The 15,562-nt window shown below is 45.1% G+C and carries 10 protein-coding genes and 1 riboswitch; of the genes, 3 read left to right on the top strand and 7 right to left on the bottom strand.

The genetic code is table 11. The features are described from left to right. Nucleotides 1–92: 92 nt before the first annotated feature. The 3 genes from ACH59B_RS02290 to ACH59B_RS02280 form a co-directional block, all read right to left on the bottom strand. Nucleotides 93–3,602 carry an S-layer homology domain-containing protein gene (locus tag ACH59B_RS02290; RefSeq protein WP_186290452.1) on the bottom strand — a complete coding sequence of 1,170 codons (3,510 nt, stop codon included), beginning with the start codon at nucleotides 3,600–3,602 and terminating at the stop codon, nucleotides 93–95. Nucleotides 3,603–4,082: 480 nt separating this feature from the next. Beyond that, entirely contained in the window at nucleotides 4,083–4,748 is a 666-nt protein-coding gene (locus tag ACH59B_RS02285) for a methionine ABC transporter permease (protein WP_107735164.1), read from the bottom strand. Further along, complete coding sequence (locus ACH59B_RS02280; protein ID WP_016818826.1) at nucleotides 4,745–5,767, bottom strand: methionine ABC transporter ATP-binding protein; 1,023 nt, start codon at nucleotides 5,765–5,767, stop codon at nucleotides 4,745–4,747. The genes ACH59B_RS02285 and ACH59B_RS02280 overlap by 4 nt, the downstream gene beginning before the upstream one ends. A gap of 268 nt (nucleotides 5,768–6,035) precedes the next feature. Here ACH59B_RS02280 and pdaA point away from each other — a divergent pair, with 268 nt between their 5' ends. Together pdaA and ACH59B_RS02270 are read left to right on the top strand one after the other, a co-directional pair. Beyond that, a complete protein-coding gene (gene pdaA, locus ACH59B_RS02275) occupies nucleotides 6,036–6,833 on the top strand; it encodes a delta-lactam-biosynthetic de-N-acetylase (protein WP_016818827.1) in 798 nt (265 codons plus the stop codon). A gap of 161 nt (nucleotides 6,834–6,994) precedes the next feature. Further along, on the top strand, nucleotides 6,995–7,762 hold the full coding sequence (locus ACH59B_RS02270; protein ID WP_123796682.1) for an HAD-IIB family hydrolase: 768 nt from the start codon (nucleotides 6,995–6,997) through the stop codon (nucleotides 7,760–7,762). Nucleotides 7,763–7,833: 71 nt separating this feature from the next. Here the strand turns inward: ACH59B_RS02270 and ACH59B_RS02265 are convergent, their stop codons facing one another. After that, nucleotides 7,834–9,534, bottom strand: a complete 1,701-nt coding sequence (locus ACH59B_RS02265) for an alpha-glucosidase (protein ID WP_107735161.1) — start codon at nucleotides 9,532–9,534, stop codon at nucleotides 7,834–7,836. 272 nt (nucleotides 9,535–9,806) lie between these two features. Between ACH59B_RS02265 and ACH59B_RS02260 the strand changes: the two genes are divergently transcribed. Continuing rightward, entirely contained in the window at nucleotides 9,807–10,898 is a 1,092-nt protein-coding gene (locus ACH59B_RS02260) for a hypothetical protein (RefSeq protein WP_123796681.1), read from the top strand. A 149-nt stretch (nucleotides 10,899–11,047) separates the two neighbouring features. On the opposite strand, the gene ACH59B_RS02255 is transcribed toward ACH59B_RS02260, so the two are convergent. From ACH59B_RS02255 to ACH59B_RS02245, 3 genes are all read right to left on the bottom strand, one after another. Beyond that, nucleotides 11,048–12,109: an EAL domain-containing protein gene (locus tag ACH59B_RS02255; RefSeq protein WP_123796680.1), complete on the bottom strand. Its 1,062-nt coding sequence runs from the start codon at nucleotides 12,107–12,109 to the stop codon at nucleotides 11,048–11,050. A gap of 275 nt (nucleotides 12,110–12,384) precedes the next feature. After that, nucleotides 12,385–14,487, bottom strand: a complete 2,103-nt coding sequence (locus ACH59B_RS02250; protein ID WP_123796679.1) for a bifunctional 2',3'-cyclic-nucleotide 2'-phosphodiesterase/3'-nucleotidase — start codon at nucleotides 14,485–14,487, stop codon at nucleotides 12,385–12,387. Between the two features lie 218 nt (nucleotides 14,488–14,705). Then, on the bottom strand, nucleotides 14,706–15,140 hold the full coding sequence (locus ACH59B_RS02245; protein WP_016818833.1) for a pyridoxamine 5'-phosphate oxidase family protein: 435 nt from the start codon (nucleotides 15,138–15,140) through the stop codon (nucleotides 14,706–14,708). Between the two features lie 269 nt (nucleotides 15,141–15,409). After that, a riboswitch (TPP riboswitch) is annotated at nucleotides 15,410–15,519 on the top strand. Nucleotides 15,520–15,562: the final 43 nt, after the last annotated feature.

The raw sequence follows: 15,562 nt of genomic DNA, 5'->3' as shown, positions 1-15,562 counted from the left end.
CGTTGTCCATACAAAAAGGGACGCCCGCCGCAGATAAAATCTGTGCGGAATCGTCCCCTTCTATACATCCTTGTAGTTCCTAACTTTTCCTATTAAGGAATCAAACCGTCATCATTGCCACCGCCAGGAATCGACCCTGAACCGTCGCCGCTTCCTGTTCCGGTGCTATCGCTTGGCGATGTTGCTCCACCATTGCTGTCGCTGCTTCCTGTTCCGCTGCTATCGCTTGGCGATGTTGCTCCACCATTGCTGTCGCTGCTTCCTGTTCCGCTGCTATCGCTTGGCGGTGTTGCTCCACCATTGCTGTCGCTGCTTCCTGTTCCGGTGCTATCGCTTGGCGGTGTTGCTCCACCATTGCTGTCGCTGCTTCCTGTTCCGCTGCTATCGCTTGGCGGCGTTGCTCTACCATTGCTGTCGTCGCTTCCTGTTCCGCTGTTATCGCTCGGCGGCGTTGCTCCACCGCTGCTATCGCCGCTTCCTGTTCCGCTGCTATCGCTTGGCGGCGTTGCTCCACCACTACTTTGTTGCTGGCTGTCTATAAAATCTTTATACTCCTGAATCGCATCTTCCAGATTCATATAATTTTTCTTAACTTCCGGCATAGGATAATACGGGTCCAGACGATTGAATGCATCCACTACTCTGTGAAAGTAGACCGTCGTAGGATCTGTACCATTTACTGTAAGCAGATTGTTCGCAATGTTCTTGAGCTCTTGGATGTCAAGATCAGTTACGATCCATTTGGATTGGTAGTTTGAAATCGCCGTAATCAAATCTGTGTTAGCCTGATCTACCTGAAGCTGTGTAATATACGGAGTATTAAGCACAAGGTTTGCCTGATTAATTTGTCCTTGAAGTTCTACGTTATCTTGTTCGGTATAATGACGACCGAACGTCTGAACTTCATTATTAGCTATACTTATGTTGAAATTTAACAACATGGTATCCACTGCTATTGGTGCAGCATACTGGCTCTGTACCCGTTGCAGCTCCTCGTATACGGGAACAACGTCTTGCAATTCAAAGCTGGACATCCCCAAGAAGATGGAGGCATGCTCAGAAGCAAAAGACAGGGCTTGTTGGGCTTCAGCGCTTAACGCTCCTGAGTTTTGCAACAAAACTTCATTGATCGATGTCTGCATTTCAATGATTTCGTGTCTCAATTGTAGCCTTTTCTCGTTATATTTTTCAATATAGGTCTCTTTAGCCTGACTTAATTGGTTATAAGAGATCACCAATTGCTCCTCGGGAGTAAGCGGAAACATGAGTGCAAAGTGGGCTTGCATTGTTTGTTGATCTAAAAGCTGCATTTCCGTATTCAAGTAATTACGAGCCACAGGGTTAGACAGCAGCTTGAGTTGAACATCTTGAACCAACTGCTGTAGTTTTTCACGAGCTGTAGCAGGCACTGGCGCAGTGAATTCCGTAAGCCTTTGACTCAGCTCCATGTTCAAGTTCAATACATCCAGCTGCGTCATAGCGGTGTGCATCTTCTCTGTATATTCCTGAATGAGGTTGTCTAGTTCAGTATTTTGAGAACCACTCTGATCGTAGATAACCTGCGCTTCTTGTAAAGTATTTTTAAGCACTGAGAAGTCCGCTGCTTGCAGTGCCAGGAATGATTCTGTGGCACCTTCTATTTTTTGTGTCCATTCCTCCAACTGCTCAGTTGTAGATAATGGATTCAGATATACTTTTGATCCTTCCCTCACTATGGACTTGTAACGCGCTTTGTCCGTTTTCAAATTCTCCACACGATCCGTTACATCGAGAAAATGCAGATAGGCATCTCTGAGTTTTACTGATGCTTTGTATACCTTGATTACTCGATCCAAGCTTTCTACTTCCCGATCCACAATATTCTGAGGCGCATTCCCTTCCAACACATTGTTGCCAAATCGAATCGCTTGACTTAGTGAGTCATCCCAGAGAGGCGGAAATTCGTCACCAATCATTCGGTTTTGTTCAAGGGTAGTCGAAGCTAACTGAATCAGTCTAGTTAATTCCTGTGTTCCAATCACCGGTTCTGTGGCTGAGGCTGTGTACACAGAAACGTCCTGTTTCAATGTGCTGAGCGCTTGATCTACTTCTACTTGTGTAGCTGCTGTATTGTTTAGTACCAGCATAGCTTGATGGATGGCTATGGACAGGTTTTCCTTCGCTCCGGCTGGGTAAAGTGCTTGATCCGTTCCACCCTCGCCTGCACGCTCCAGCAGTTCTTTGGCTGCATGGACTTCTGTCTCCAGCCGACTGCGGTCTACGCTGATAATGTCACTGTTGTGTTTTTTCTTATCTTTGCTGTCTGTATCCGTGACAACCGCTCCAGTAGAGGACGATTTCGTCGTACCATTCACGAGACTAACAGCTTCTTTCATCGCATTATAGTTGATAATAACATCCTGTGGCTGTTTTTGTTCCGGCAGGTTAAGCTGGCTGATTGCTGCTCCCTTAGCCAACGTAATAAAAGGAACGCCCACATATTGAGATGCATCCAGCAAACCAATACTACCGTTAACCAACAGCTTGCCAAGTCCCTGTTGCAATGAAACACGACTAATCGCGGCATTACCTTCGGTCACGATCGATGCATCATTTTTCAGCGTCAAGTTGTCAATCTTTGTCGTCCCAGTTGCTGTCAATTGTGCATCTTGAGAGCCAAGCTCAACACCAGACCATGTCGTATTTTCCAAAATGGCTGATACCGGCTGGGTACCTGAGCCTTTGATTTCTAATACGCCTGTGGAGGACATGTTTTTCAAGGTTACCGAACCATTGACGATTAGGCGTCCATCAAAAGACACACCCTTACCGTCAAATACGCCACCGTCTGCGTTAATTTCCAGCTTATTTACACCTGTGAGTGTACGCAAATTACGGTTAAGATCGATTTTTGCCCCTTTTAATACCGCTTTATTATTTTCACCGAACAAACCTTGCAAAGATCCTTCCAGCTGGTAAGGGATATTTCCGATTCGAACCGTATTGCCCTCTGATTTCACTTCTCCTACTGGATGATCCAACAGGCTAACAAATACTTCGGCACCACTCTCCCGGTTCAACGGATTTTTCAAATCTGTTGCAGAAGCATCCTCTGATAATAGACCATAATTGCGAGCTACCTGAACTGCATTTTGCTGTGCGTCCGCATTACCTGCATCCTGCAAGTCCATTGCGCGTACTAGCGATACGATCAGTTCTTCCTTGGTAATGGCATCCCCCGGACGGAACAGTTCTCCGTTGCCTGTCATATACCCGGCTGCACGTACAGCCTCAATATAGGGAGCACCCCATGCATCCGAGGATACGTCCATAAAAGAAGTTTGCGGCTGATTGTTAACTTCCAACTGGAACAGACTGCACAAAATCTTAGCCGCTTCGGCGCGGGTCAAATTCTTTTGTGCCATAAAATCGCCCTGATTACCACCTGTCATCAAACCCAAAGTGCGAGCTTGTGCTACAAATCCAGTTTCACTTTGCGTATCTGCTGTCGCTGCATAAGCAGTCTGGGCGCCACCCATCCAAGGCAGAGATACAATGGAGCCTGAAGCAATCCCCAGCACCATTGCAGATGCAATCCATTTATTTCGATTTACAAGTTTCAATATTTTCACTCCTAGACGCTATTTATTGGCATATATCCTGTTATATCAAAGGCTTTAGTCATGTTTAGTTCTACGATTTATGCAACCAAGGAACTATTCTAAAAGAATTATATGAAATCCCACTGAACCGATTCTGAACAATTAGACCTATACAACGTGTTTCGTAGAATATTGCTTGACTTGGAGCTAACTACACATGGCCTAATATGCTTGTATTCATTTAATTTATTGCTGCGAATGGTTATTTAGACAGAACTAGCGTGGATGGGTGAGGCGGTAGAAAATGACGCTATGAGCGTTCTAATATAAGAAATGACAAGAACGCCCTATCCATTGATATAGGGCGTTCTTGATCAGAAATGAGGAGGTGAAATCTAAATATTTGCAATTTGCTCATAATGAGCGAGGATGCTCTTGGATAATGGAATAATGCTAAAACCTAACATGCCAACTACATATGTTGAATATCCGTTTTGTTCATTAACCCCTGCGTGCTTTGCGGGAAAGCAGGTTGCCCAAGGATTGAACCCCTTGTACAAACACGACTAGAATGACGACGGTTATGAGCATAACCAGCGTATCAAAACGTTGATAGCCGTACGCTATCGCCAGATCGCCAATGCCGCCGCCGCCGACCGCACCAGCCATAGCCGTTGCACCAATCAGTCCAATGGCGGCTGTCGTTAACGACAAAATCAGAGAACTGAATGCCTCGGGCAGCAAAAAGTATCGAATGACCTGAAAGGGAGTCGCTCCCATCGCATCTGCTGCCTCCAATATCCCCGGATTGACCTCCAACAGCGAATTTTCGACCAGCCTACCGATATAAGGTGCTATATAAATAATTAAGGGGACAATTGCCGCACTGGTCCCAATGGATGTATGCACAATCAGACGGGTTAACGGAATGATCGCGATTAGCAATATAATAAACGGTAAGGAACGAACAATGTTAATGATCGGATTTAAAATACTGTACAGCCATTTGTTCTCCAAAATTCCGCCTGAACGGGTGACGACGAGTAAAATACCGATAGGGATACCAATCAGAGCACCAATAAATAATGATATGCTGACCATGAGCACGGATTCATACAAAGCTTCCCACAGTTGATCCCAAGTTATCGTGGTACCTGTAATCATCATAGACTCTCCACCTCCTGAATATGAACTCCTTTGCTCTTGATAAAATCAACAGCCTGCTGAACGGCATGCTGCTCACCGCGCAATTGAAGTGTCATATAGCCAATCGTCGTTTCTTGAATCTCCGTCATGTTGGCAAACAAAATGTTCACATGGATATCGTGCTTCCGAATCAATTCATGAACCACTGGGTCGGAAGCTGCCTGTCCGATAAATTCCAGCTTGTAGATGCGTTGCGACTCTTGCTGCTCGAACGTTTGCAGCACACTATCCGGCACTTGATCGTGAATAACTGTGCGTACAAAGCTTTGCGTCGTTGGATGCTTCGGCTGTCCGAATACCTCCAGCACGTTGCCCTGCTCAATGATTTCTCCCTTTTCCATGACGGCCACCTTATTGCAAATCCGCTGAATCACCGACATTTCATGGGTAATGATCAAGATGGTGATCTTGTATTCCTTGTTGATTTTGCGAAGCAAATCAAGAATAGACTGCGTGGTCTGCGGATCAAGTGCCGAGGTTGCCTCATCACAGAGCAAAATGGACGGGTTGCTCGCAAGCGCCCGCGCAATCCCGACACGCTGCTTTTGCCCGCCGGAAAGCTCGCTGGGATAGCTATTTGCCTTATCCGATAATCCTGTGAATGCCAGCAACTCTGTTACACGCCTCTCAATTTCCCGCTTGTTGCGCTTGAGCAACACCAATGGAATGGCAATGTTTTCGAATACTGTTTTCGATTCCAGCAGATTAAAATGCTGAAAAATCATTCCGATCTTTTTCCTTACTTTTCGCAGCCCGGAGGTCGAATAGGCATTTAAGCTCTCCCCTTCGACAAGAACCTCACCAGTCGTTACTTTCTCCAGACGATTGACCAAACGGATAAGCGTACTTTTCCCTGCACCACTAAATCCGATAAAACCAAAGATATCTCCTTTATCTACTGTGATATTTATATTTTTTAACGCTTGAATGCTTAAGCCTTTTCTTACATAGGTTTTGGATACATTCCTAAGTTCAATCATAGCTCCTAACTCCTTCCGCTCCATCAAGTATGTAAGATCTCTCTGAGTTGATTTCTTTCCTATGGCATGAATACTCGAATTAAATCCGAGTATTTTAGTAAGTTTTATAGAGTATACTACTTCGATTTTATATTGATGTCAATATGTGTTTTAAGTTTGGTGCAAGCATTTCTTTCTTTGCATAAATGAACATGATATTGCAGATGGTATGGAATATGCCGAAGTATACACATCTTACCCGAACCGGGGCGGAAGCGGAGGAACATAGATGAAGCGAATATTGACCTTGTGGCTATGCATTGCAATGATGGGAATGTCCACAGTTATGGGAGAATCGGCATCAGCTACCCAAGCTGTGGACGGACAACCGTATCATTTTGGGTTTAAAAAAAGCAAAGGAGGCGAGCTGCCCTCCATCGCACAAGAAGGCTTTATGCACCTGATTGAAAGACAAGGCGGCATCTTTTTGGGGGATACGACTAAGAAAGAATTATTTCTTACTTTCGACAACGGTTACGAAAATGGATATACTCCCAAGGTACTGGATGTATTGAAAGCAAAAAAGGTTCCGGCCGCCTTCTTTGTTACTGGGCATTTTGTAAAAGACCAACCGGATTTGATGCGCCGCATGGCGAGTGAAGGCCATATCATCGGAAACCATTCATGGAGCCACCCTGATATGAGCACCATCTCTTCGGCAGAGATTCGATCTGAGCTGGATCGGGTACGAACTGCATCTGCAGAACTGACCGGGCAAAAGGAAATGAAATATGTCCGGCCACCACGCGGCATTTTTAATGAAAAAGCATTGGCATCCTGTCGAGAAGCCGGATATACGAGTGTGTTCTGGTCGGTAGCCTACAAGGATTGGGACACGAATATTCAGCGAGGGACAGACTATGCCTATCGTCAAGTTATGCAGCAGCTCCACCCTGGAGCGGTCATTTTGCTCCATTCCGTATCCAAGGATAATGCCGAGGCACTTGGCTCGATCATTGACGAGGCTCGTAAGCAAGGATATGAGTTCAAAAGCCTGGATGACCTTAAAGTTAAGCATTATCACTAAAAATAGCTCTAACTTAATGACTTAATACCGTCATCAGCCCGATCCATATCTGCTTTAGCAGACAGTGTGAATCGGGCTTTTTAGTTTACGAATAAGGAAGGTCATGGATATAATGACGTAAGAAACGATTTGGAGAGCACTTTTTTGGAGGTACATCTATTATGCACTTTGTATTTGATTTGGATGGGACGATCTGCTTCAAGGGGCAGTGTGTGTCGGATAAGATTGCAGGCTGTTTGGAACAGTTAACTCAAGCGGGACATGAAGTCATTTTTGCCTCGGCACGACCAATCCGCGACATGCTGCCTGTACTTCCTGAACGCTTTCACAACTATACCCTGATTGGCGGTAACGGCTCAATGATCTCCCAAAATGGCAGTGTAAAATACGTAGAGTCCTTTCTTCCGGAAGTACAGAATGCTCTGCTCCCACTGCTGGAGGAACACCGAGCTACCTACTTGATTGACAGTGAGTGGGATTATGCTTATACAGGCCCAGCTGATCATCCCATACTCAACAATGTGGATGTTAGCAAGTTGGCGCAAAAGCTGCCTTTGGCGGCCCTGAAATCTATTGTAAAAATACTCATTTTAACTGCTGACGATATGGAAGGCTTGGCTGCTAAGCTTCTACCGCTGGGTGTGGTCATTCATCAACACCGCAATGAACAGGTACTGGACATTAGCCCACAGAATATCCATAAATGGAACGCGCTTCAGAAGCTAGGTGTGCAGCCTCGTCAATTTATCGCCTTTGGTAATGATGCGAATGATATTCCAATGTTCAAAGAGGCACACCATGCCGTCATGATTCATCATCATGCTGAACTGGCTGCCTACGCGACTGAATCTATCCCTAATGAGGGGGAAAATCAAGAAGAACGGATTATCGCTAAAATACGTGAATTGGCTGAAACAGTAACTGTGTAGTCCAACGCTAAGGAAGGGGAGGCTCCTCTATGAGCCTCCCCTTCTTTTATCATCTTAAGGATAACGAACATTTATTTTAAGGTTAGCTTATACACTCTAGCTTCATAAGGGCGCAGCTTCAAAGCGTGCAAATTTTCTCCTTTTACCGGTTCATAGTTGGAGAGAAGCAACTCCGCCTTGGCGATAGGAAACTCCTCACCGTCGGGCCAGTGGAACACTGGATCACGGTCAAAAAAATTCAGAATGACTAGCAAACGCTCTTGTCCCAGCATGCGCGCAAATACATACAGTTCTGTATCAAGTGGCAACAACAGCTTGTATTCGCCATAGACTATGACCTCATGTTGTTTGCGCAGAGCAATCAACTTGCGATAATAGTGAAAAATCGAGTTCGGATTATTTCTTTCCGCCTCTGCATTAATGTGCGTGTAGTTATCATTAATTTTCATCCACGGCTCTCCATCGGTAAATCCGGCTGCAGGTCCGGCATTCCACTGCATGGGAGTGCGTGCATTATCCCGACTTTTTCGCCAGATCGCGGCCATAATCTGCTCCTCTGGCTCACCGACCTTTCGTTGCTGCTCATAATAGTTTAACGTTTCCACATCCCGATAATCATCAATCGACGGGAAGGCAATATTCGTCATTCCAATCTCTTCACCCTGATAAATATAAGGCGTGCCCTCAAGCATATGTGTGAAGGTTGCCAGCATTTTAGCTGATTCCGCACGGTACTGGCCATCATTCGCAAAACGCGAGAGAGCCCGCGGTTGATCATGATTGTTCAGATAATTGGCATTCCATCCTTCCTGATGAAGCACCGTCTGCCAACTACTCATTATTTTTTTCAGTTCCACCAGCGTCCACGACTTGTACTTCCATTTTTCCGTTCCTAACCCTTGGGCATCAATAAACATGTGCTCAAACTGGAACACCATATTCAGCTCATGCCGCTGATCTCCCACATAATCCAGTGCCTGCTCTGGCCCTAAACCGGACGTTTCACCAACCGTCATTAAGGGATAACGCTCCAGTACCTTTTCGTTCAGCATCCGTAGAAGTACATGTACCTGTTCAAGGTTGGAAAAGAGCTGATAGGCACGCACCAAGGTTTGTTTGTCAGGATTATGCGCATCCGGCAGTCCTTCGGCTTTGACAATATGGGCAATAGCGTCAAAGCGGAAGCCATCGACTCCCTTTTTTAACCACCATTCCACCATACGATAGAGTTCACCCACCATCTCTTCATTTTCCCAGTTCAGATCCGGCTGATGCTCGGAATATAGATGCATGTAATATTCGTCTGTAAGCTTGTCATATTTCCATACAGAACCGGAGAAATACGATTCCCAGTTGTTCGGATATCCGCCATTTTTGCCTGTTCGCCATATGTAGTAGTCCCGCTTCGGATTATCCTTGGACGAGCGTGACTCCGTGAACCACGGGTGCTCATCCGACGTATGGTTTAATACCAAATCCATCATAATTTTGATACCTCGTTCATGCGCCTGATGAAGGAGTTCATCAAAATCCTCCATCGTTCCAAACTCATCCATAATGGCATAATAATCGCTAATATCATATCCGTTATCATGATTGGGCGACTTATATATCGGGCAAATCCAGATCACATCAATACCCAGCTCAGACAGATAATCCAGCCGAGACAAAATGCCGCGCAGGTCCCCTTTTCCGTCTCCGTCAGAATCCTGAAAACTGATCGGGTATATCTGATAAACAACAGCTTCCTTCCACCATATTTTTTTAGGCATGTTTCCCTCCTGTATCTTCTCTGTACATCCAATAGCTTATGCTCTTAACATACACGCAATACCTGTATGCGAATCGTCGGTGCAGGGAAATGAGGGACTTGTAAGCTTGCTTAGGTACACAAGCAGAGCTGCTATAGCCTACGATATATTTTTTTAATTTATTTTTTTGAAAAACAGGTTGTATACATGGACTTGGCGTTACCTATATTTATGAACTACCCATATACTTGAACCAAAAGCGGTGCCATTCTTGAATTTAGGGAGGAATTGATATGAACCTTCGACCCAAGGAGCCAAAGGATTTGATTGTGGAGTCAGCTGTGATCCCGCCCAACATCCATGTGGATGTGGAGTCAGCCACGGAGGGGGGAACACGCCGCCTGATGCTTAGTGATAACCCAGAGACGCTTACCCACGTGACGGTACCTACCGAGCAAGCCACTTTGTGGCATGATGTGGTTCGCACCACCACCCGGACAGTCAAGCACCGGATTTTCGGCTGGCATTATAACAAAATCGACAGCCCTGTTAAACTGGGCATCACCATAGAGAATAAAAGCACGGCCCGCCTGGAAGTACGCCATATTGAACGTGCCCTGGAGATTGTACCTGAGGATGGCAACTGGATTATTGATGTCGGGCAATCTATTGCCAAAAGCTGTTTGGCAGGTACAATGAAACGTCTAAAGCCAGTAGACCGTCACAAATTCGGCAAAGACACCGCCTTGCTGGAGGAATTTGAGCTACTCGTAGGATCGCTGGCTGGATTCATCTATGACCTCACGGTAGAATATGCCGAAGGTCACGGTACGCTGGACTATGTGATTCGCACCGTAGTCAGCAAAGATACGCAGACTGATCTGCGCGAGATTCATGAGGATGCGCTCCCTCCTGTACCCCCGCCACAGGCGCATCCACGGGGCGTATGGTCCTTTTCTGAAACAAATGCGCGTATGCCGGAGTATGTAGTAGGACAAAGCGCCAACTACCGAGCATGTGCCACTAAGAAACTGAACGGCGAAACTCCTGCCGATCTACTGTTTACAGGGGAACGCAGCGAGCTGGGGCCTGCGCTTGATAATCGCGGACAATTCGGAACAATATATAACGCAACCATTCCTATCGTTAATCACAGTAGTGAGGTACGTACCGTACGAATCTACGCTAATCCACGTGGAGGTGCATTCGCCGGGTCTGTACGCATAGATCGTCATGTATACGGTATCCCCTTACTACAAGATAATACCAAGGTATGCCGACTGACTGACATCCGCGTCCCGCCTGGCCAGTCGAGCTATTCTCTTAGCTTCATGGTTGCAGGTAGCGCGACTACTCCGCTGGGTTTATACGTGATCACACTATAATCGTAATAACATTAGATGGACACATGGGTCGCCTCAATAGTGCAAAGAATATAATTAAGATGTAATTGTTCTAAAAAATCAAATAACCCGGTGACCATAGATCATCGGGTTATTTGTGTCGATTTCTTTATAGAATACGCTATTTCAGATTACACTACTCTACTAAGTATAAAATTGGATGGTGGAGTAGGCTCCGGCTTACCAAACAAATAACCCTGGGCTAGCGACACACCTGCATCACGACAAAATTCAAAATCCTCCATTTGCTCTACACCTTCAGCCAACACCTGACCACCAAAACGAAAAGCGGATTCCACTATCCCAGTAATTTGGCGTTTTTGATCACTGTTACTGTGACAGCCATCAATTATACTGCGGTCAATTTTAACATAATCGGGCTGGAGGCAATTCATAAGCTCTGTCGTAGAATAGCCTGCCCCTACATCGTCCAGTGCCACCGAAACTCCCCGTGTACGATATTGTTCAAAGATTTGATGCAAAAAATTCAGGTCGTCTATTTCTTCCGTCTCTACGACCTCAAACACAAAATCCTCCGTATTCATGGATAACCGATCAATTGTCTCAAAGGTGTGATTCAAGCAATAAGTCGGATTATAAATAGTTGAAGGGAGAAAGTTAATAAATCGTTTAATTCCCGTCGGAAGGCATGTCGCACTTTTTTCAATGGCGGAAATACGAGCCGAGCGATCCAAATGAGCATGCAAGCCAGCTTCACGAGCAACTTCAAACAGTCGGAAAGGCTGAAAAGACTTATCGGGCTGTGATGGACGCAGCAAAAACTCAAAGCCGATGATATTCAGCTTGTAGTCAACAATAGGTTGCATATGGCTGGTAAAGTTTTGATTCTTAATAATACTCACCAGATCCGGATGTTGCAGTCGAGCTTGCAATTGACTAAATAAAAGCCAGTCCTCAAATCCCTCAACATGTTGCAAACCAGTCACCACAACTTGCATTCGGTCCAAGCACTCCTGCGGCAGACGAGCCAGTCCGTTAACCAACTGTTCCAACTGTGAACGGCTGTCGTAGCGAAACACGATGTTATCCTCACACCAATGTTTTGGTTTCATTTGTTCCGATAGCATACCCAAGCCCTCTAATGCTGGAGTAAGCGACACCCTAGAATGCCTAATTTTCAGCAATCCTTGATCCTTAATAGGTAATATGATGCTGCAATTGCTGCAAGTCATAATGGTCCTCCTCGGAACAATTTCCCGGTTTTTTCACCATTATATCACAAACAATTAGAACAAAAGTACTATATAATTACGTGTTTTGACAAAAAATAAGCTTATTCCGAACAACAACTTAGGACTTAAGTACATATTCGACAAAAACAAAGCCTTTTTTACACTCATAATAAACACGGTACTATTGTATTGGGCATCAAAAAAAGCAGCAAATCTCTTGTTTAAAGAGACTTACTGCTTCATTCTGTTATGGATATGGAAACTAAAATCCCAAGTTACTTGGACGCCTTTGGCTTCGTTGTTTTAGCTGGTTTTGCAGCCGCAGGCTTAGTTGTTTTGACAGCTGGCTTCGCGGTTGCTTTCGCAGGTGCCGCAGCTTCCTTCACAGAGGTCGTTGCTGCACTAGGCTTAGCGCCAGCTTTCAAGCTGTATTTGGCAAACCCGTCTGCCGCGCTGCTCAAGTATGAAATTTGTTGATTTCCGGCCAGCACGTCTTTGGCATCAGGAGAGGACTCAAAGGTAACCTTGGCCTGACCAAAAGGAGCAATAGACCAGTTGCCGTCCGCTGACGGATTAATCGTTCCGTTCGTACGGATATAATCAACAACGACTTGGCGACTTTCATCAGGTGCTGCCATCACAATTCGTTTGCCATCTGGGTTGGCCAGTTTGGAGGAGGAAGCACGATAGTTATTGGTCGCAACGATAAATTTCTGTGCAGGATCAATAGCCTTCCCATTGTATTGCAGATCCTTGATACGATGGGCTGAAGAATCAATAATAGTTCCCTTGGCATCATATCGTGCAGGCTGAGTTACATCAATCTGGTAATTCACACCGTCAATCACATCAAAATTGTAGGTTGGAAAATCTTTGTTGATCAATGATTGTTCCTCTGTTTTGCTAGGATCAATGCGGTTGAACTGACCCGCAGACCACTCTAGCCACTCCTGAATTTCAGCACCAGTAACTTCTACAGCATGAACCGTGTTCGGGTACACATACAGATCGGACACGTTTTTAATCGCTATTGTACCTTCAGGAATGTTGGTATAATACTCGGCACCGTTGCGACCACCGGCTTTGAATGGAGCGCCTGCCGATAATACGGGAAGATTTTCGTATTCGGTTCCTTTAAGATGGTTTTGAACATACCATTTCTGTGCATTTGTCACAATTTGAATGGACGGGTCATCCTGTACTAATGCAAAATAGCTGGTAATCGGTGCAGTCGTTGTTCCGACAGGTTGACGAACATAATCCAGCGTTCCTTGATGCTCTTCTTTGATCGCATCAATCAGTTTAAATTCAGGAGTAAACTGCACAGACTGATTGGTAGTACTCACAACTGGACGCACTTGAGACTGAGAGTTGATTACGTTCCACTCGTCTTTCTTCTTTTCCAGGCTCAGGTCAATAATCCCCAGATCCTTACCCCATGAAGAAGCTTCCACGGCCGGCACGCCATTAATGGTTCCTCTATCCAGATCTACACCCTTCATATCTTTAAAATCAGGGCCAGGGAAAGATTTATGAGCATGCCCAAACAGAATCGCGTTAATTCCGTCCACCTGGCTCAAATACTTAACGGCATTCTCCATCATTGGTGTTTGCGGCACATCCTCATAGCCTGTATGTGCAAGCACAACAATAATGTCAGCACCTTCTGTTTTCATTTGTGGAATAAACTTTTTGGCTGTTTCCACGATATCCTTTGTAACGACCTTATCCTTCAAATTAGCTTCATCCCACTGCATAATTTGAGGTGTTACTAGACCGATAACACCCACTCTGAGTGTATGCTCTTCGCCTTTCTCATCTGTTACTGTTTTATCAAGAATCTGATAAGGGGTAAAATAATTTTTAGTAGCTTGCCCCCCTTTATCAACATAAACGTTCGCATTTACGTAAGGAAAATCAGCACCCTTGAGCGATTTGTCCAGAAAGTCGAGACCGTAGTTAAATTCGTGGTTGCCGACAGTAGCCGCATCATAGCCCATCAAGTTCATCATCTTATAGACCGGATGAACACCGCCTTCTTTCTCAAAGGTTTTGTTGCGGGCCATATAATCGTCTAATGGATTGCCCTGCAGCAAATCACCGTTATCGAACAGCATGCTGTTTCTTGTTTCACTACGCGCTTGTTGGATCAAGCTTGCTGTCCTAATCAAGCCATATTCGTTGGTTTCTTTGTCCGAATAATAATCATAATTCATGAGCGCTCCATGAATATCCGTTGTCTCCATGATCCGCAAATTCACCGTAGCGCTATCGCGAGAATTGCTAGCTGCCCAGGATGGAGCGGCTGAAAACACCAGTAGGCTACAAGCTACAACTGCTGCTGTAAACCCTTTAAACCAATTTTTACGAAATAACAAAATATACCCCTCCTCATTAAGGTGTATGCCTCATATACATACTTTTGCACATATATGTAAGCTTTGAACCCACCATTCCTATTTTAATCCAACGCCAGACAAAAGAGTAGTCATTTGCTTAAAATATTTATGAAAAAATAATTATTTTGCGTATAAAAAAAGCCAATAAATCTCCTGAAAAAGTTGGAAATTTACTGGCTTGTTCGTTTATATTGTTTCTATTTCGTCCACACCTGGCGCTCCGTTTGTTGACCCACGTACTCAATACGAGTCGGATTGACGTCTAAGATGACATAATCGGGATCATCTGGTCCGGAAAACCATTTTTTCAGAGAATCATTCCACACTTGTTTGCGTAACCCCTCATCAGCTGTAATCTGGACGGTAGCCTCCACTTCCAAGACTTCCTTCGTGCCACCCACTTCATAGCCCAGCAACAGATAAGCATTCGGATTGTCCTTTAGCTCATCCACTTTATGTGTTTTGCGATCCGTCGCCAGATGAATGTTCATTCCATCGTTAAAAAGGGCCATATAGCGTACTTTCGGTTTTCCGCCCTCAACCGTACCTAACGAGCAAAATTTGTTGTTATCCAAAGCCTTCACAATGGCTTGTTCCAGCTGACTGCGATCCAGTGTCTCCGTTTTACCCACAGTACAACAACTCCTTTTTACGAATTAGAATTCTATAGGGCTATGCCACTTGGCACCAGCTCTCCTAAACATACAGTGTAGCTGTTCTGAAAATAACATGACCGAAACAGATCTGAATGATTCATGTCCATTTTCAGATCAAAGCTCACAGTAAAAGTGTACCCTGTCGTTCGACAAATGAACCGTGAGCGCTCCCTCAAGGCTGGACAGACCTGCTTTCAAGGCATATAATCGTCGTAGTAAACCCGAATAAACGAACCCATTAAACCATACAATGCCAGGGGTGCTGGAATCGGCCGGCTGAGAGTGTGTCCCAAGACACTGACCCTTACAACCTGATCTGGGTAATGCCAGCGTAGGAATGCTTAAGCAAGATGTGCCTTTTATTAAAACAGGACATCCCTTACTTTGGTATATACAAG

This window comes from Paenibacillus sp. DP01, from assembly GCF_044784315.1.
In the GTDB taxonomy this organism is placed as follows: Bacteria; Bacillota; Bacilli; order Paenibacillales; family Paenibacillaceae; genus Paenibacillus; species Paenibacillus polymyxa.
The sequence above is the reverse complement of the archived record's forward strand: the minus strand, read 5'-3'. Positions and strand labels throughout refer to the sequence as shown.